This is a genomic window from Rhizobium sp. S163 (assembly GCF_030380805.1).
Lineage (GTDB): Bacteria > Pseudomonadota > Alphaproteobacteria > Rhizobiales > Rhizobiaceae > Rhizobium.
Window position 1 is genome coordinate 495,297 of the sequence record NZ_JAUDSA010000018.1, and the last position, 17,821, is coordinate 513,117.

General features: G+C 62.4%; 14 protein-coding genes. 7 read left to right on the plus strand and 7 right to left on the minus strand.

Translation table 11 applies throughout. The annotated features are described in order from the left end of the window. Positions 1–139: 139 nt before the first annotated feature. Positions 140–574 carry an Lrp/AsnC family transcriptional regulator gene (locus QTL96_RS17990; protein ID WP_018898347.1) on the minus strand — a complete coding sequence of 145 codons (435 nt, stop codon included), beginning with the start codon at positions 572–574 and terminating at the stop codon, positions 140–142. A 147-nt stretch (positions 575–721) separates the two neighbouring features. Here QTL96_RS17990 and QTL96_RS17995 point away from each other — a divergent pair, with 147 nt between their 5' ends. Next, a complete protein-coding gene (locus tag QTL96_RS17995) occupies positions 722–2,005 on the plus strand; it encodes a cystathionine gamma-synthase family protein (protein ID WP_289728628.1) in 1,284 nt (427 codons plus the stop codon). Between the two features lie 27 nt (positions 2,006–2,032). On the opposite strand, the gene QTL96_RS18000 is transcribed toward QTL96_RS17995, so the two are convergent. The 4 genes from QTL96_RS18000 to QTL96_RS18015 all read right to left on the minus strand — a co-directional run bounded on the left by QTL96_RS18000 (position 2,033) and on the right by QTL96_RS18015 (position 5,501). Further along, a complete protein-coding gene (locus QTL96_RS18000; RefSeq protein ID WP_081619891.1) occupies positions 2,033–2,404 on the minus strand; it encodes a hypothetical protein in 372 nt (123 codons plus the stop codon). Between the two features lie 130 nt (positions 2,405–2,534). Next, complete coding sequence (locus QTL96_RS18005) at positions 2,535–3,557, minus strand: histidine kinase dimerization/phosphoacceptor domain -containing protein (RefSeq protein ID WP_289728629.1); 1,023 nt, start codon at positions 3,555–3,557, stop codon at positions 2,535–2,537. A 16-nt stretch (positions 3,558–3,573) separates the two neighbouring features. After that, positions 3,574–4,011 (minus strand): response regulator, encoded by a 438-nt coding sequence (locus QTL96_RS18010; protein WP_289728630.1) that lies wholly within the window; start codon positions 4,009–4,011, stop codon positions 3,574–3,576. Continuing rightward, positions 4,008–5,501, minus strand: coding sequence for a CHASE3 domain-containing protein (locus QTL96_RS18015; RefSeq protein WP_289728631.1), 1,494 nt, complete (start codon positions 5,499–5,501; stop codon positions 4,008–4,010). Before QTL96_RS18015 ends, QTL96_RS18010 begins: the two co-directional genes overlap by 4 nt. Positions 5,502–5,735: 234 nt before the next feature. Between QTL96_RS18015 and QTL96_RS18020 the strand changes: the two genes are divergently transcribed. From QTL96_RS18020 to QTL96_RS18035, 4 genes are all read left to right on the plus strand, one after another. Beyond that, positions 5,736–7,532 carry an acyl-CoA dehydrogenase C-terminal domain-containing protein gene (locus tag QTL96_RS18020; RefSeq protein WP_289728632.1) on the plus strand — a complete coding sequence of 599 codons (1,797 nt, stop codon included), beginning with the start codon at positions 5,736–5,738 and terminating at the stop codon, positions 7,530–7,532. A 37-nt stretch (positions 7,533–7,569) separates the two neighbouring features. Continuing rightward, entirely contained in the window at positions 7,570–8,778 is a 1,209-nt protein-coding gene (locus QTL96_RS18025) for an acetyl-CoA C-acetyltransferase (RefSeq protein ID WP_289728633.1), read from the plus strand. 168 nt (positions 8,779–8,946) lie between these two features. Further along, positions 8,947–11,163, plus strand: a complete 2,217-nt coding sequence (locus QTL96_RS18030) for a 3-hydroxyacyl-CoA dehydrogenase NAD-binding domain-containing protein (protein WP_289728634.1) — start codon at positions 8,947–8,949, stop codon at positions 11,161–11,163. A gap of 278 nt (positions 11,164–11,441) precedes the next feature. Beyond that, the gene (locus tag QTL96_RS18035; RefSeq protein ID WP_018898356.1) at positions 11,442–11,651 is read left to right on the plus strand and encodes a cold-shock protein; all 210 of its coding nucleotides are present in this window, start codon (positions 11,442–11,444) and stop codon (positions 11,649–11,651) included. A gap of 84 nt (positions 11,652–11,735) precedes the next feature. Here the strand turns inward: QTL96_RS18035 and QTL96_RS18040 are convergent, their stop codons facing one another. Next, positions 11,736–12,935 (minus strand): MFS transporter, encoded by a 1,200-nt coding sequence (locus QTL96_RS18040; protein WP_289728635.1) that lies wholly within the window; start codon positions 12,933–12,935, stop codon positions 11,736–11,738. A 139-nt stretch (positions 12,936–13,074) separates the two neighbouring features. Between QTL96_RS18040 and QTL96_RS18045 the strand changes: the two genes are divergently transcribed. Continuing rightward, a complete protein-coding gene (locus QTL96_RS18045; protein ID WP_289728636.1) occupies positions 13,075–13,671 on the plus strand; it encodes a TetR/AcrR family transcriptional regulator in 597 nt (198 codons plus the stop codon). Here QTL96_RS18045 and QTL96_RS18050 read toward each other — a convergent pair. Then, a complete protein-coding gene (locus QTL96_RS18050) occupies positions 13,628–17,131 on the minus strand; it encodes a PAS domain-containing hybrid sensor histidine kinase/response regulator (protein WP_289728637.1) in 3,504 nt (1,167 codons plus the stop codon). The two genes, QTL96_RS18045 and QTL96_RS18050, sit on opposite strands and share 44 nt — an antisense overlap. 214 nt (positions 17,132–17,345) lie before the next feature. On the opposite strand from QTL96_RS18050, the gene mscL reads away from it, so the two are divergent. Then, complete coding sequence (gene mscL / locus QTL96_RS18055; protein ID WP_018898360.1) at positions 17,346–17,783, plus strand: large conductance mechanosensitive channel protein MscL; 438 nt, start codon at positions 17,346–17,348, stop codon at positions 17,781–17,783. Positions 17,784–17,821 lie beyond the last annotated feature (38 nt).

Genomic DNA, 17,821 nt, shown 5'->3' on the forward strand with positions numbered 1-17,821 from the left:
CCGGTGTGGCGATTTTTTAACTTTTGTGGCTGTCGAGGCGGATTTCGTGCCGAAATCGGCCTTCTAATGTACAAGCGGGCGCAAGTGGATACCGCCGTTTAAGCGAGGCGCCTGTCGAGCGGCAGGAAGACGCGAAACGCTAGATCCGGCGCGCCTTGATTGTGTTCATCACGAAGCTCGTCTCGATCGTGTCGACGCATTTCAGCCGCGCGATCTTCTCCTTGATGAAGCGCTCGTAATCGTCGAGCCCAGAGCTCATCACCTTCAGCACGTAGTCGCGCGATCCGGTGACGAGATGACATTCCAGCACCTCGTCCCACTCGCGCACGGCATTCTCAAACATCTGGATCTCGTCCTCATGCTGGCGGCTGAGGCGGATCGAGGCGAGCGCCGTCATCGTCCAGCCGTTGACGGCGGGATCGATCAGCGCCGTGTATCCCTGGATGATCTCGGCCTCCTCCAGCCGCCGCAGGCGACGCAGGCAGGCGGACGCGGAGAGGCCGACGCGCTCGGCGAGTTCGTTATTGGCAAGCCGTGCGTCGCCGGCCAGCTCTTTCAGAATCCGCCGGTCCATTTCATCCGCAACTTTCTGCACGAAATCTCCCCCGCTCTCGCATGATGTTGCTTCCAACATCGCAGCCGCGCTCCAAATAGCAATAACATCAAGCGCATTTCGATATAATTTGCCGTCATCAATCCATCTTTGAAGCAGGAGACGACCATGACCGCGCCGCATCCCTCCAAGACCCATATCGGCAATCACGCCCTGCATCCCGAAACGCAGATGCTGAACTACGGCTACGATCCCGAACTGTCCGAGGGCGCGGTCAAGCCGCCGGTGTTCCTGACCTCCACCTTCGTCTTCAAGTCCGCCGAGGATGGCCGCGATTTCTTCGATTATGTCTCAGGCCGCCGCGAGCCGCCGGCAGGGCAGGGTGCCGGCCTCGTCTATTCGCGCTTCAATCATCCCAACAGCGAGATCGTCGAGGACCGTCTCGCCGTCTACGAGCGGACGGAAAGCTGCGCGCTGTTCTCGTCCGGCATGTCGGCCATCGCCACGACGTTGCTCGCCTTCGTGCGCCCCGGTGATGCGGTGCTGCACTCGCAGCCGCTCTATGGCGGCACCGAAACCCTGCTTGCCAAGACCTTCCTCAATCTCGGCGTCGCGGCCGTCGGTTTCGCCGATGGTGTCGACGAGAGCTCGGTGCGCGCCGCCGCCGAACAGGCGATGGCCAAGGGCCGTGTGTCGATGATCCTCGTGGAAACGCCGGCGAACCCGACCAACAGCCTTGTCGATGTCGCGATGATGCGCCGGATTGCCGATGAGATCGGTAGGAAGCAGGGCCACACGCCGATCGTCGCCTGCGACAACACGCTGCTCGGTCCTGTCTTCCAGCGCCCGATCGAGCACGGCGCCGATATCTCGCTCTATTCGCTGACCAAATATGTCGGCGGGCACTCCGACCTGATCGCCGGCGCGGCGTTGGGCAGCAAGGCAGTGATGAAGCAGGTCAAGGCGCTGAGAGGCGCGATCGGCACGCAGCTCGATCCGCACTCCTGCTGGATGCTCGGCCGCTCGCTGGAAACGCTGCAGATCCGCATGGAGCGCGCCAACAACAATGCACTCGCAGTGGCCGACTTCCTGCGCGCGCATCCGAAGGTCAGGAAGATCCATTATCTTCCGTATCACGAGCCGTCTTCGCCGCTCGGCCGCACCTTCGCCGCGCAGTGCACTGGCGCCGGATCGACCTTCTCCTTCGATATCGAAGGCGGCCAGCCGGCCTCGTTCAAGTTCCTCAACGCGCTGCAGATATTCAAGCTCGCCGTCAGCCTTGGCGGCACGGAATCGCTCGCCAGCCATCCGGCGACGATGACGCACTCCGGCGTTCCGGCCGAGGTGCGTCAAAGGATCGGCGTTCTGGATTCCACCATCCGCCTGTCGATCGGCATTGAGCATCCAGACGATCTCATTGCCGATCTGACCCAGGCGCTGGACGCGGCCTGATCGCCGCGAGTGGGAAAGGGTGGCGGCTCAGGCCGCCGCCGTCTCCCTTACATCGTCGAGCAGGAAGTGCACGACGACATACTTGGTGGTGAAGTGGCGTCCGCCCTCGGTGACGTTGTCGACCGAGCCGCCATCGGCGGGGTGCCAGGCGTGGTAGTGCGGATTGGTGGTGATCAGCGTCACCGCCTTGCCGAGGTTCCTGCCGTCGAGCCGGTAGCGCGCTTCCGCCAGCGGCCAGATGCGCTCGTAATCCTCCATCGGAATGCGGACTTTCAACGCCTGCCGGCTGATTGCCTCGCTGCGCGAGCCGTCCTCATGTTCTATCGCGGGAAGATCGAGTGTTACTTCTTCTGCGTTGTCCAGAACGAAGTTGAACTCTTCGGGCCACATCCGTCTCATGAAATCGCTCCTCCTAAGCTTTTTCGTCGGTTAGCCAACAAAGTTTAGCGCGTCTTCGGCAGGAAGCAAATGATACCTGCGGCGCGTCTCATAGACGGCCGGGAGAAGCCTGTTTCAGGAGTGGGATGTACTATTGCTGCCAGCGCACGGCGACATAGGTGCCATCAGCCTTGCCGTCACGCCCGTAGCTTATCTCGGCGCCGAGCGTCGTGCCCATGGCGTTGATGAGCCGCGTGCCCAGGCCGGTTCCCTTCGGGCCGACAGTGCGATCATAGCCGATCCCGTCGTCCTCGACCGAAAGCACCGCGAGGCCATCGTCGGTGGTTTCAAGCACGACGCGCACCTCGCCGGTGCCAGCCGTATAGGCGTATTTCGTCGCGTTGGTGACGAGCTCGATCAGGATGACACCGAGCGCCACCGCCTTGTCTGCCGTCGTCGAAATCCGACAAAGCTGCGATTTCAGCGTGATGCCGCGCGCGATCGTGCTGCTGCCGTGCAGTTCGGCAAGCAGCGGCCCGAGATAGACGTCAAGCTCGACCTCGCCGATGATCTCCGATGTGTAAAGGCTGCGGTGCACGCCGGCGATCGCGGTGATGCGGTTCTGCGTCTCGTTGAGCGCGGTCTTGGTCTCGTCGCTGCCGGCGATCTGCATCTGCATGCGGATCATCGCCGAAACCAGCGACAGACTGTTGGCGATGCGGTGGTTCATCTCCGCCAGCAGCAGTTCGGCGCGTTCCTTGGCGACGACGAGCTGCCGGTCGGCCTCTTCCTTTTCGCTGCGCAGCCGCGAATTTTCCATCGCCTGGTTGAGCGCGCTGATCAGCAGCGGAAAGAAATCGTCCGTCGCCGTCTTCACGACGTAGTCCGCCGCACCGCCCTTCAGCGCCCGGATGGCGACGTCGGCGTCGCTCGATCCGGTCACGTAGAGCACCGGCGTCGGCTTGCCGATCTCGGCGATCGCCTCGAGAAAATTCAGGCCCGTCTGGTTCTCGAAATAATGGTCGAGAACGACGGCCTCGAAGGTCTCGGCCGCGAAAAGCTCAAGTCCGATCTCGATGGACGGAGCATGGACGACCGTGAAATCACTGCGCGCAAGCACCCGCGTTGCGAGGCGGGCTAGGGCCGGATCATCATCGACATAAAGGATGCGCACAGATTTTGGCTACTCGTTAGGGGACTTGGATGACGGAGAAGAACAGTCCGAGATTGCGGATCGCCGTGGAGAAGCCGTCATAATCCACCGGCTTGGTAATATAGACGTTGGCGCCCAGATCGTAGCACTTCTGGATCTCGCGCTCGTCGTCGGTCGTGGTCAGGACGACGACAGGCATGCGGCGCGTGTGTTCGTTGGTCTTGATCTTCTCGAGAATGTCGAGGCCGGACATGTCAGGCAGATTGAGATCGAGCAGGATCAGCAGATAGCGATCCTTGCTGACGATCCCGTCGCGATCCGGTCCGAGGATATAGTCGAGCGCGCCCTTGCCGAGCGTGAACGGCACGATCTCGTTGTTGACGCCGGCGCGGCGCACGTTCTTTTCGATGAGACGGGCGTGCCCCTCGTCATCCTCGATCATCACGATCGTGACTTCCTGACCGGTCGCTTTCATAGTTCCATACTCCGTACGATTTTGGTGAGGTCCGCGGGCAGCGTCAGAATGAACGTGCTGCCCTTCCCGAGTTCGGATGTGACCGTAATGTCTCCGCCCAAATTTCGGATTAACGAACGCACATGCGCAAGGCCGATACCTTCGCCGCGCTGATCCTGCTCGCCGGCCCGGCGAAACAGCTCGAAAACCCGTTCGAGATCGTTGCTGGCGATGCCGCGACCATTGTCCTTCACGTCGATCCTGACACGCCCCGGTCCATCGGGATAGGCGTCGACATCGATTTTAAGCGGCCGTCCCGGCATTTGATACTTCACCGCATTGTCGAACAGGTTGCCGAAGATCTGGTCCAGCGAGAAGCGGTCGTTGACGATGGCGCCGATGCGAACGCGCGTTTCGGTCGTCCCACCCGTTTCCACCAGCTGGTGGTGAACGTTGGCGGCGACCGTGTCGATCATCGCCTTGAGGTCAATTCTCTCGGGCTGCAGCTTGCGGCGTCCGTCGCGCGAGATCTTCAGGATCGCGTTGATCAGCGCATCCATCTTGCGGGTGGACGAGCGGATGAACCCGAGCGCTTCCGGCAGGTCTTCCTCGACCGCCAGCCGCGCATCCTGGATGTCCTGCTCGCTCAGCGTCTTGTTGTCCGCGAGCACATAGGTCGAGACCGACTTCATCGCGGTATCGAGCTCGCTCAGGAAGCCCATGATGTTGACCAGCGGCGCCCTCAGATCGTGGGTGACGATATAGGCGAAGCGCTGGATTTCCTGGTTGGCGCGCATCAGGTCTTCGGTGCGCTCGTTGACGCGCGCCTCAAGCCCGACATTGAGCACCTCGACTTCCTTGGTCGCGAGCGACAGGTCGCGCACGTGCTGCACGATGATCAGGATTGCCCCGCCCAGCACGACGAGGATCGCCAGCGCGCCGCCAATCGTCACCAATTGCAGCGTGCTGGCCGCTGAAAGCTGCTTTTCCACCAGAACCCGCAGGCGGTTGTCGGTTTGATCGAGGAAGTCGCCGATGATCGCGCGGATCTTGTCCATGTAGACAAGCCCGGCATCGTCGCGAACGATCGCCACCGCTTCGCCCGTCTTGCCCTCGCGCGTCAACGCGACCGTCTTGGCGAGCTCGTTCATCTTCCCGTCGATCGCGGCGTTCAGCGCATCGAGCTGCATCGCGTAGCTCGGCAACGATTTGACGTTGTCGAGCAGCACTTGCCGGCGCTTCGGCAGGTTTTCCAGCGCGGACGTGTAGGGCGCGAGGTAAAGGACATCGTTCGCCAACAGATAGCCGCGCTGGCCCGTTTCCGCATCCTGCACGGTTGTCAGAACGCCGACGATGGCGCTGCGCACACGGCGCAGCGATGCCGTCTCGTCGGAATATTCGCGGTTCGCCTGGACAAGCCAGAGCGACGAGCCGACGATGCCGAGGAGGATGAGGACACCCACGGCAAGCATGATCAGGCTGGAGCGGAAGAAAGCGGCTGTGGAGGTCATGCGGCATCCGTTTGGATCAGATTTTAGACATGTACACACAGCTGTGTGCGAAAGATAGCACCCTTACAGTGTGTTCCTGCGGCGGTTCCCGTGGCGCAGAGGCTTCGTGCGGCGCCCCTCTCGGCTCACAAATTTGCGATGCAATAAAATTTGACGTTTACGCAAACGTCAATATTTTGTAAGACACATGCATAGGCCGGTCCGCCCGGCTGACGAATTGGAGGAATTCGAACGATGCCAGTCTACAAGGCCCCGGTAAACGACACGCTTTTCGTGCTGAACGATGTGCTGGGTCTGGAGCGCTACAACAACCTGCCGGGCTTCGCCGACGCCACGCCCGACATGATCGAGGCGATCCTCGGTGAATCCGCCAAGGTGGCCGAGGAAGTGCTTTTCCCGCTCAACTATGCCGGCGACCAGGAAGGCTGCACGCGCAAGGAAGACGGCTCGGTTTCCACGCCGAAAGGTTTCAAGCAGGCCTACGACGCCTATTGCGAGGGCGGCTGGACGGGGCTTGCCGTGCCGGAGGAGTTCGGTGGCCAGGGACTGCCCTACACGCTGCACGCCGCTGTCGGCGAATACACCTCGGCCGCCAACATGTCGCTGATGATGTATCCGGGCCTGACCCAGGGCGCCATCGCCGCCATCATCGTTCACGGTTCCGACGAGCAGAAAAAGACCTATCTGCCGAAGATGGTCTCCGGCGAATGGTCCGGCACCATGAACCTGACCGAGCCCCATTGCGGCACCGATCTCGGCCTGTTGCGCACCAAGGCCGTTCCGCAGGCCGATGGGGGCTACAAGATATCAGGCCAGAAGATCTTCATTTCCGCCGGCGAACACGACATGTCCGGCAACATCGTCCATCTCGTTCTCGCCCGCATCGAAGGCGCGCCCGAGGGCACCAAGGGCATCTCGCTCTTCATCGTGCCCAAGTTCATGGTCGGCGCCGATGGTGCGGCCGGAGAGCGCAATGGCGTTTCCTGCGGCGCGCTCGAGCACAAGATGGGCATCCACGGCAATGCCACCTGCGTGATGAACTACGACGAGGCGACCGGCTTCCTGATCGGCGCTGAGAACAAGGGCTTGGCTGCCATGTTCGTGATGATGAACGAAGCGCGCCTCAGCGTTGGCTTGCAGGGGCTGGCGATCGCCGAGATCGCCTATCAGAACGCCGCCGAATATGCCCGCGAGCGCATCCAGGGCCGGGCGCTCTCTGGCGCCAAGGCGCCGGACAAAAAGGCCGATCCGATCATCGTCCATCCCGATGTTCGCCGCGCGCTGATGACCATCCGCTCGTTCAACGAAGCCGGCCGCGCCTTCTTGCTCTGGACCGCGCTGAAATCCGACATCGCCCACCGCGCCACGGACGAGAAGGAACGGCAGACGGCCGACGATATTCTCGGCCTCGTCACCCCGATCCTGAAGGGCGTGATGACCGACAAGGGCTTCGACCACGCCGTCATGGCCCAGCAGGTCTTCGGCGGCCACGGCTATATCGAAGAGCAGGGCATGAGCCAGTATGTCCGCGATGCCCGTATCGCCATGATCTATGAAGGCGCCAACGGCATCCAGGCGCTCGATCTCGTCGGCCGCAAGCTCGGCCAGAATGGCGGCCGCGCGGTCATGGCGCTGTTCAAGGAGATCGGCGATTTCTGCGAGGAAAACCGCAGCGACGAGCAGATGTCCTTCTTCACCAAGAACCTGAAGAAGGGCTTGAACGACGTGCAGGCGTCGACCATGTGGTTCATGCAGCATGCGATGGCAAAGCCCGACAATGCCGGCGCCGGCTCGACCGACTACATGCATCTCTTCGGCCTCGTCATTCTCGGCTATATGTGGGCCAAGATGGCCAAGGCCGCCAACGACGGACTGGCCGCGGGAGAGACCGACCGTGAGGCTTTCCTGCGCAACAAGCTGATCACCGCCCGCTTCTTCATGGAGCGGATCATGCCGGAAACGACACTGCGCAAGGCGCGCATCGAAACCGGCGCTGAAACGATGATGGCATTGAGCGCCGAGGCGTTTTGAGGTTCGCGGCCAACAGCCGCCAGGGAGACGAGACACGATGACCGAAGTTTTCATTTACGATCACGTCCGCACGCCGCGCGGCCGCGGCAAGAAGGATGGCTCGCTGCACGAGGTGCCGTCGGTGCGCCTTGCGGCGAAAACGCTGGAAGCGCTGCGCGACCGCAACGGGCTGAACACAGAGACGGTCGATGACATCATCATGGGTTGCGTCGATCCTGTTATGGAAGCCGGCGCGGTCATCCCGCGCGGTGCGGCTTTCGAGGCGGGCTATTCCATCAAGGCGCCGGGCATGCAGATCTCCCGTTTCTGCGCCTCCGGCCTCGACGCCGTCAATTTCGCCGCCGCCAAGATCGCCCAAGGCGCCGATGACATCGTGATTGCCGGTGGCGTAGAGAGCATGTCGCGCGTCGGTCTCGGCATGTCCGGCGGCGCATGGTTCATGGACCCGTCGGTCAATTTCCCTGCTTATTTCATGCCGCAGGGCGTCTCGGCCGATCTGATCGCTACCAAATACGGCTTCAGCCGCGACGACGTCGACGCCTATGCCGTCGAAAGCCAGAGGCGCGCCGCCAATTCCTGGGAGAAGGGCTACTTCAAGAATTCCGTCATCCCGGTGAAGGATCAGAACGGCCTCGTGATCCTCGATCGCGACGAACACATGCGCCCCGGCACCGACATGCAGGCGCTGGCCTCGCTTAACCCGTCCTTCCAGATGCCGGGCGAGATGGGCGGCTTCGAGGCCGTCGGCATCCAGGCGCATCCGGAGATCGAGCGGATCAACTACGTCCACCACGCCGGCAATTCGTCCGGCATCGTCGATGGCGCTGCCGCCGTGCTGCTCGGCTCCAAGGCCGGTGGCGAGAGCATGGGTCTGAAGCCGCGCGGCCGCATCAAGGCCTTCGCCAACATCGGCTCCGACCCGGCGCTGATGCTGACCGGTCCTGTCGACGTCACCGAAAAGCTCTTGAAGCGTTCGGGCATGACGCTCGCCGATATCGATCTTTTCGAGCTCAACGAAGCCTTCGCCGCCGTCGTGCTGCGCTACATGCAGGCTTTCGACATCGGCCACGACAAGATCAACGTCAACGGCGGCGCGATCGCCATGGGCCACCCGCTCGGCGCCACCGGCGCGATGATCCTCGGCACGGTGCTGGACGAGCTGGAACGCCGCGATCTCAACACCGCGTTGGTGACACTCTGCATCGGCGCCGGCATGGGCACGGCAACTGTGATCGAGAGGGTGTAGCCCCCTCATCCGCCTGCCGGCACCTTCTCCCCGTGGGGGAGAAGGGAAAGATCCGCAGCGTGGACGATCCTCCTCTCCCCTCGGGGAGAGGGTGGCCGAGCGTAGCGGAGGCCGGGTGAGGGGGCGGTCTGGCACAACAGAGAATTCCACGGGAAGAGGAATCCCATCATGACCACCTACACCAATTTCACCGTCGAAACCGACGCCGATGGCATTGCCCTTGTGACCTGGGATATGCCTGGCAAGTCGATGAACGTCTTCACCTCCGAGGTGATGGACGAACTGAATGCGATCATCGACCAGACGGTGGCCGATAGCGCCGTCAAGGGCGTGGTCATCACCTCCGGCAAGTCGAGCTTCTCCGGCGGCGCTGATCTCTCGATGATCAAGGCGATGTTCACCTTCTACAACGAGGAGAAGGTCAAGGACCCGTCGACAGCCGCGCAAAAGCTCTTCGATCTCGTCGGTCGCATGACCGGCCTGTTCCGCAAGCTGGAAACCTGTGGCAAACCCTGGGTCTCGGCCATCAACGGCACCTGCATGGGCGGCGCGCTGGAGATGTCGCTCGCCTGCCACGGCCGCGTCGCCTCCAATGCCAAGTCGGTCAAGATCGCGCTTCCCGAGGTCAAGGTCGGCATCTTCCCGGGCGCCGGCGGCACGCAACGTGTCGCGCGCTTGGCAGATGCGCAATCCGCCCTGCAGATGATGACGACCGGCCAGTCGCTGACGGCTTCGCGCGCCAAGGCGATGAACCTGATCCACCAGGTGGTCGAGCCGGATCAGCTGATCCCCGCTTCCAAGCAGATGATCAAGGACGGCCTGAAGCCGATCGCTCCCTGGGACGAAAAGGGCTTCAAGGCGCCGGGCGGCGGCATCTGGACGCCGGCTGCGGCCCAGCTCTGGCCGGCAGCACCGGCGATCCTGCGCCGCGAAACCGCGGGCAACTATCCCGGCGCGCTTGCCATTTTGAAATCCGTTTACGAGGGCCTGCAGGTTCCCTTCGATACGGCGCTCAAGATCGAGCAGCGCTATTTCACGCAGGTGCTGCAGACCACCGAAGCATTCTCGATGATCCGTTCCCTCTTCATCTCCATGCAGGAGCTTGGCAAAGGGGCCCGCCGCCCCGCCGGCATCGCAAAGACGGAGCTGAAGAAGGTGGGTGTCGTCGGCGCCGGTTTCATGGGGGCGTCGATCGCCTACGTGACCGCCGCCGCCGGCATTCCCGTCACCCTTGTTGATCGCGACATGGAAGCCGCAGCCAAGGGCAAGTCGGTCTCCGAGGGCCTGGTGAAGGACTCGGTCGGTAAGGGCCGCCTGACGCAGGATGAGGGTGCGGCGCTTCTCGCGCGTATCACGCCTTCGGCCGATTATGCCGATCTCACGGACGTCAATCTCGTCATTGAAGCGGTGTTCGAGGATCGCGACGTCAAGAAGGCCGTGATCGAGGCTGTCGAGGCGGTGTTGCCCGAAGGCGCGATCTTCGCCTCCAACACCTCGACGCTGCCGATCTCGGGCCTCGCGAAAAATTCGAAGCGGCCGGTCGATTTCATCGGCGTGCATTTCTTCTCGCCGGTCGAAAAGATGATGCTGACCGAAGTCATCCTTGGCAAGGAGACCGGCGACAAGGCGCTGGCAGTCGCACTCGACTACGTCGCCGCCATCAGGAAGACGCCGATCGTGGTCAACGACACGCGCGGCTTCTTCGTCAACCGCTGTGTCTTTCGCTACATCCACGAAGCCTACGACATGTTAATCGAAGGCGTGCCGCCGGCGATGATCGAAAACGCCGCCAAGATGGCCGGCATGCCTGTCGGTCCACTGTCGCTCAACGATGAGGTGGCGATCGATCTCAGCCAGAAGATCCTGAAGGCGACCGTTGCCGATCTCGGCGAGGCAGCCGTCGATCCGAGGCACCTCGCGCTGATAAACAAGATGGTCGACGAACTCGATCGTCGCGGCCGCAAGAACGGCAAGGGCTTCTACGACTATCCGGCAAAGCCCGCCAAGAAGTCGCTCTGGCCCGAACTCAAGACTTTCTATCCGCAGAAGAAGGCCGACGAGATTGATGTCGAGGTACTGAAACAGCGCTTCCTCGTCACCATCGCGCTCGAGGCGGCGCGCACCATGGAAGAGGGAATCGTTACCGATCCGCGTGAGGCCGATGTCGGCTCCATCCTCGGTTTCGGCTTTGCGCCCTATACCGGCGGCGTGCTCTCCTACATCGACGGCATGGGGCCGAAGAATTTCGTGGCGCTGTGCGAGAGGTTAGCCGCCTCTTACGGACCACACTTCGCGCCGACCACTTTGCTCAAGGATATGGCGGCGAAGGGCGAGACGTTCTACGGCCGATTCGACCCCTATGCCGGCGCAAAGGTTGCCGCCTGACCGGCCTTTCCACGCGTATGATCGGGCTGGCTTTTAAGCCTGCCCGGTCGCCCCCAGAATTCATCGATGAATTCATCGATCCGGGCATCTGTGGTCGCTAAAGTTGCCTTGCCAGAGACACAATTACCACGTAAAAGCCTCGCATCGATCTTGCTAGATGAACTTTGTTACGGCCGCTCGTGCTGTTGCTCGCGAACTTCCTCCAAAATCGGTTTCCATCGCATGCTGGCTTTGTTCGGTGTGCACCATCTATGTACGATTTATAAAAGGATATCGTCATGAGCACAGGTACTGTTAAGTGGTTCAACGCAACCAAGGGCTACGGCTTCATTCAGCCGGACGACGGTTCTGCCGACGTTTTCGTTCACATCTCTGCTGTTGAGCGCGCCGGCATGCGCGAACTCAAGGACGGCCAGAAGCTGTCTTACGAGCTCGTTGCCGACAAGCGTTCGGGCAAGATGTCCGCAGACCGTCTGCAGGCTGCTTAAGTTTTCGAATATATCGTCTCCGGTTCGCCGGGACGAACGAAAGGCCGGGTTCGCCCGGCCTTTTTTGTTGCCCGATTTTTGGGTTCAGGCGGCGATCCGCTCCGCCTTCGCGCGATCCGCCCGCAGGCCGAGAAAGCCGATCCAGGTGACGAGAATGATCGCCGTCGCATAGATATCCGTGGTCAGCTGGTAGCCGAGCGATTTCGCCAGGAAACCGGCGAGAATGGCGGGCAGGCTGAAGGCGAGATAGCTCTGGATGTAGAAGGCCGATAGCAGTTCGGCGCGCTCGTCCGGCTTGGCAAGCGGCATGATCGTGCCCATCGCGCCCAGGAAATTCGTGCCGAAGCCGACGCCGGTCAGCAACGTCCCGAGAAGCAGCAGCGGCACGCTGGCAAGGTGCACACCCGCAACCACCGTGAGCACGCCGAGCGTGGTCGCCATCGTGCCGAAGGCGAGGTTGCCGTTGGCCGATTTGGCGCGCCTCAGATAGACGGCCACCGCCCCCGATACCATCAGCGCCGTCACCACGGATCCGCCCGTCAACGGCGCATGGCTGCCTGTCGTGCTCACCACCAGCGACGGCACGAGCGAGAGATAGAAGCCACCGAGCGTCCAGTTGGCGATGTTGATCGGTGTGACGAGCGCCAGCGGCCGCCGCACTTGTGGCGGGATGGCGACGCGCGGCTTCAGCGAAGCCCAGACACCCGGCCGCGTGGATGCGGTCTCGCTGGTTGCCCAGATCGCGCCGGCCTGGATGACGAAGGCGATGAGCAGGATCGCGTAGACCAGATGCAGCGGAAACGGCCCGTACTGGATCAGCGCGCTGGTTCCGAAAGCGCCGATCGCCATGCCGGATAGCGGCGCGATCGAGTTCACCAGCTGCCCCTTGGCCTTGTCGACATCGACGAGCGCCGCGCCGATCGAAGCGCCGGCGATCCCGGTCGCCAGTCCCTGCATGATCCGCGCCGCGATCAGCCAAGCCGGCCCGCTGGCGGCGGCAAACAGCGCCATGGCGATGATCTCGAGCACCAGCGCCGAAAAGATCACCGGCTTGCGGCCGAGATGGTCGGAAATCGAGCCGGCGATCAATAGTGCAAGCAGCAGCGCGAAAGCATAGACCGCGAAGATCACCGTGATCAGCACGGGAGAGACGGCGAAGTTCTCCTGGTAGATCCGGTAAAGCGGCGTCGGCGCCGCCGAGGCGCCGAAGAAGGTGGCAAGCGTCACCGCGTGAAAACGGATGGGGTTTGACTTCGTCTCTATGGATCTGCCGGGCGCGGGCATATATAAGCTCCTTAAAGCTAAGTCGTTGCGTTAGTCCGATGTAGGGCAGGTGCGCGCTAAAAGCAAATAATTTGCGTTAATGGATCGCTCAAAGTTTTTGAACCATGGCGCGCTCGGGAGGCCGAAGGTCGGTTAGTCAATGCCAGCAAAAGAAAATCTCCGCCCCGGCGGGCGCAGCGCCCGCGTTCAGGCCTCCGTCCACAATGCCGTCCGCTCGCTTCTGAAGACGATGGACCGCGCCGACGTCACCATCCCGCTAATCGCGGCTGAAGCAGGCGTGACGCCATCGACGATCTACCGCCGCTGGGGCGAGCTGCAGGAGTTGCTCGCCGATGTCGCTGTCGAGCGCCTTCGCCCCGACATGCTGCCGATCGACACCGGCAGCGCACGCGGCGATCTGGAGGTGTGGACGGAGCAATATTGCGAGGAAATGTCCTCGGGCATCGGCCGCGACATGATGCGCGACGTGCTGGCCGCTCAGGACAACGCCAACGCCTGCAAGTGCGATGCGTTCACCCGCGAACAAATCGCGCTGATTGCTGAGCGAGCGCATGCCCGTGGCGAAGCGTTTCCCGATATCGATGCGGTCATGGATGGCGTCGTCGCCCCCATCATTTACCGCATCCTCTTTGGCGACCAGCCCTCGATCGAGCGCGTTCACGACCTCGTGACAAACGTTCTGGCAGGAGCCTCTACTCGGCCGCGGCAGCCCGTTTCTGCGCCGATATCTGGGTGATATAAGCGCGCAGCGCGGCGGGGCGCACCGGCTTGTGCTGGATGCCGATCCCGTGCCGCTCGGCATCGGCGCGCACCTCCAGCGTCCGGTCGGCGGTGATGCAGAGACCCGGAACATAGGTGGCGAAGCGCTCGCGGACCGAGAGGATCGCGGCCACGCCGGTCCCGTCGCCCAGATGGTAGTCGGCGATGACGAGATCGGGCGCACTCTCCCGCGCGTCGAGCGCCGTGACACCGGCAAGCGAATCCGCCGATTGCACCGCGCAGCCCCAGCCGCTCAGCAGCAGCTGCATCCCCTCGAGGATATGCGGCTCGTTGTCGATGCAAAGCACCTTCAGCCCTTCCAAATTCCGCGCCGAGCGCTCGGCGGGCGCGGTCGTCATCGGCGCTTCGGCAACCGGCGAGATATCGCGCGGCATGACGATGCGGAAATCGGTGCCCTTGCCATGCGTCGAATGCAGCTCCACCGGGTGGCTGAGCACGCGCGCGATGCGATCGACGATCGACAGCCCAAGCCCGAGGCCCGATGCCGTCTTGGCGCCTTCGTCCAGCCGCGCGAACTCCTTGAACACGGTGCGGAATTTCGATGGCGGAATGCCGATGCCCGAATCCATCACTTGGATGACGACCTGGTTGCCGCGCCGGCGCGCGCCCACCAGCACCTTGCCCGTCAGCGTGTACTTGATCGCGTTCGACACCAGGTTCTGCACCAGCCGGCGCAGCAGATTGGGGTCGGACCGCACGCGCAGAGACGTCGGCATCACCACCAGCTTCAGCCTCTTCTCGCGGGCAATCGGCGCGAAGTCGGTCTGGATGCGCTCCAGCAGATCCGCAAGCGGCACCGAGGCGAGGCGAGGGCGCATCGCCCCGGTGTCGAGCCTGGAAATGTCAAGCACGGCGCCCAGAATGCTCTCGACCGATTCCAGCGCCGAATCGATGTTGCGCACGATGGCGCTGCTTTCCGATTGCCCCATCCGCTCGACCAGTGCCGAGGAATAGAGCCTGGCGGCATTGAGCGGCTGCAGGATGTCGTGCCCGGCGGCGGCAAAGAAGCGCGTCTTCCCAAGGTTCGCCTCGTCGGCCGAAGCGCGCGCTTCGCCGAGTTCGTGGTTGACGCGGGTAAGCTCCGCCGTACGCTCCGCCACGCGTTGTTCGAGCGTTTCGTTGGCCTGCTTCAGCGCCTGGTCGGCGGCCACGCGCTGGGTGATATCGGTGAAGGTCGCGACGATCCCCTTGTCCGGCATGGCGTTGGATCGCACCTCGATGATGCGCTCACCGCGCCCGAGCACTAGCGCGAAGGGCTTGTCGAGCGTGAGAAAGTGCCGGACCGTCTGGCTGACTTCGGAGACCGGGATGTCGCCGCGCTGGCTGAGAATGGCGACGATATCGGCAAGCGGAAACCCGACCTGTCCCGATGTCTCGGGCAGATCCAGCAGCTGCCGGAAGCGCCGATTCCAGATCGTCAAGTGGTTGGAGCTGTCGAACACGGCGATGCCCTGATCCATCTGCGACAGCGCCGTCTGCAGCATGTCCTGGTTATATTGCAGCGCCTCGCTCGCCTGGTCGAGCAGCCAGGCGGTGTCGGCCGAGGCATCCTCCACCTTCTGCAGGATCAGCGACAGCACCAGCCGCGCCGAAGACGAGCCGATGGCGCTGCCGAGCAGCTGCTCGGTGAAATGGATGAGCGCCATGTCGGCCGGCTGGTCGTCCTCCAGCTTGCGGCCGGAATTCTGCTGGTAGGTCTGGAACGACCGCTCCATCCGCTCTTCGCCGAGATAGCGCGAGATCGTCGCCTTCAGGTCGCCGACGCTGATCCGCGTTTTCCAGCCGCGCGTGGCAAATTGCGAGCGCGACTGCCGCTTGACGAAGATGCCGGCCTGGATGCGCTCGAGCGGCCGGGCATTGCGCGTCATCGAGCCGATCACGAAGAAGCCGGTGTTGACGAGCAGGCTCATGACCGTGGCGTTGACCAGCGGATCGGCATTGTCGGTAAACACGGTGACCCCGGGAAAGACGAAGCCCAGCACGGCGCTCGCCACCGCCGAATAATCCGGCCCGCCAAGCGAGGGCAGGAACAGCAGGTAGATCCAGATCACGAAGCCTGAGGAGAGACCGAGGATCGCGCCCCGCGCATTCGCCCGCCGCCAGATCAGTCCGCCAAGCAGCGACGGCGCCATCTGCGCGATGGCGGCAAACGACAGGAGACCGATCGAGGCCAGACCCGTGGTGCTGTCAGTCGAGCGGTAATAGGCATAGCCGAGCAGCAGCACGGCGAAGATGGCGCTGCGGCGGATGTTGAGCAGCGTCTTGGCAAAATCGTCGCGCTGGCCGCCGCGCCCGGCAAGCCGTCGGCGCAGGAAGATCGGCATGACGATATCGTTGGAAACCATGATCGACAGCGCCACCGAGGCGACGATCACCATCGCCGTCGCCGCCGAGAAGCCACCGATGAAGGTGATCAGCGACATCACAGGCATCTGCCCGACGATCGGCAGTGACAGCATGTAGAGATCGGCATTGCCGTTGCCGCCGAAGGTGAGCAGGCCCGCGATCGCCATCGGCAGCACGAAGAGATTGATGGCGATCAGGTAGAGAGGGAACAGGAAGCCCGCCAGCCGCAACTCCTTCGCCGTCCGGTTCTCGACCACGGTCACATGAAACTGCCGCGGCAGCATGACGATCGCGAAGGCGGAAAGAACGGTCAGCGTCAGCCAGCGGCTTATCGGCGTCTGGTAATGCAGCGCCGACAGCACCAGCTCGTTCTCCGCCGCCTTCCGCCACAGATCGGCCGGCCCGTCGAACAAGAACCAGACGACGCAGACCCCGGCTGTTAGAAATGCAAACAGCTTCACCACCGATTCCATCGCGACCGCCAGGATCAACCCATCCTGATGCTCGGTCGCATCCGTGTGGCGGGTGCCGAACATGATGGCGAAGCAGGCCAGAACCAGAGTGACCAGCAGCGGCAGGTCGAGAAAATAGAGATTGCCGCTTCCAATGCCGTAATCCGACGGATTGAGCATCGCCGTCACGGTGCTTGACACCGATTTCAGCTGCAGCGCGATATAGGGGATGGCGCCGACCAGCGAGATCAGCGCCACGATCGTCCCCACCGCCGAGTTCTTGCCGTAGCGCGCCGAAATGAAGTCGGCGACGGAGGTAAGCTTCTCCGTCTTGGCGAGATCGATGATCCGCCGCAGCACAGGCATCCCCAGCGTGAAGACCAGGATCGGGCCGATATAGATGCCGGTGAATTCCAGCCCGCGCTGCGAAGCAAGGCCGACGCCGCCGAAATAGGTCCACGAGGTGCAATAGATCGCGAGGCTCAGCGCATAGACGACCGGTCGTCCGCTGTCGGGCGCGCCAAAACGCCTGCGCTGCCGGTCGCCATGGCTTGCCACGGCAAACAGCAGGAACAGGTAGCCGAACGCCGATGCGAGTATCACCCAGCCTGGCAGCATTTCTCCTCCGCCGGCGTCCCATGCGCCGGTCCTCCCGGAGCTCGAAGCCTACGGCAAATCGGGGCCTTTGAAAATTCCCGCCGTCTAGGTCTTAAGTCAAAGACGGGTGGAGCAATTGAATAATTCGTAATTTGTAATTGAATAATCGCAACGAAGATGTAGCTAATAAAAACAACAGCCTGCAATCAAACTGCATCAGAGGGAGACAGATCGTATGCTCAACGAGTTCAAAGCGTTTATTGCTCGCGGCAACGTCATGGACCTTGCCGTCGGTGTCATCATCGGTGGTGCGTTCGGCGGCATCGTCAAATCCTTGGTCGATGACGTCATCATGCCGATCGTCGGCGCCATCTTCGGTGGCTTCGATTTCTCCAATTACTTCATCGGCCTCTCGTCCAACGTCAACGCGCCGACGCTGGCCGCTGCCCGCGCACAGGGCGCCGTTCTCGCTTACGGCAGCTTCATCACCGTTCTCATCAACTTCCTGATTCTTGCCTGGATCATTTTCCTGATGGTCAAGGGCGTGAACACGCTGCAGAAGCAGGTCGAGCGCCAGAAGAAGGTTGCTCCGGAAGATGCACCGCCGCCGCCGGCCGACGTCGCTCTTCTCACCGAAATCCGCGACCTCCTGGCCAAGCGCCCGACGGTCTGATGGCTTAAGAGCCCTGCCGGATAGGGCAGGGCTCACCC

Coding starts and splice junctions, on each gene's coding strand:
- QTL96_RS18050 (WP_289728637.1), bottom strand. CDS start 17,131: ATGCTGCCAGGCTGGGTGATACTCGCATCGGCGTTCGGCTACCTGTTC.
- QTL96_RS18045 (WP_289728636.1), top strand. CDS start 13,075: ATGCCAGCAAAAGAAAATCTCCGCCCCGGCGGGCGCAGCGCCCGCGTT.
- QTL96_RS18025 (WP_289728633.1), top strand. CDS start 7,570: ATGACCGAAGTTTTCATTTACGATCACGTCCGCACGCCGCGCGGCCGC.
- mscL (WP_018898360.1), top strand. CDS start 17,346: ATGCTCAACGAGTTCAAAGCGTTTATTGCTCGCGGCAACGTCATGGAC.
- QTL96_RS18010 (WP_289728630.1), bottom strand. CDS start 4,011: ATGAAAGCGACCGGTCAGGAAGTCACGATCGTGATGATCGAGGATGAC.
- QTL96_RS18020 (WP_289728632.1), top strand. CDS start 5,736: ATGCCAGTCTACAAGGCCCCGGTAAACGACACGCTTTTCGTGCTGAAC.
- QTL96_RS18030 (WP_289728634.1), top strand. CDS start 8,947: ATGACCACCTACACCAATTTCACCGTCGAAACCGACGCCGATGGCATT.
- QTL96_RS18015 (WP_289728631.1), bottom strand. CDS start 5,501: ATGACCTCCACAGCCGCTTTCTTCCGCTCCAGCCTGATCATGCTTGCC.
- QTL96_RS18000 (WP_081619891.1), bottom strand. CDS start 2,404: ATGAGACGGATGTGGCCCGAAGAGTTCAACTTCGTTCTGGACAACGCA.
- QTL96_RS18035 (WP_018898356.1), top strand. CDS start 11,442: ATGAGCACAGGTACTGTTAAGTGGTTCAACGCAACCAAGGGCTACGGC.
- QTL96_RS17995 (WP_289728628.1), top strand. CDS start 722: ATGACCGCGCCGCATCCCTCCAAGACCCATATCGGCAATCACGCCCTG.
- QTL96_RS18040 (WP_289728635.1), bottom strand. CDS start 12,935: ATGCCCGCGCCCGGCAGATCCATAGAGACGAAGTCAAACCCCATCCGT.
- QTL96_RS17990 (WP_018898347.1), bottom strand. CDS start 574: ATGGACCGGCGGATTCTGAAAGAGCTGGCCGGCGACGCACGGCTTGCC.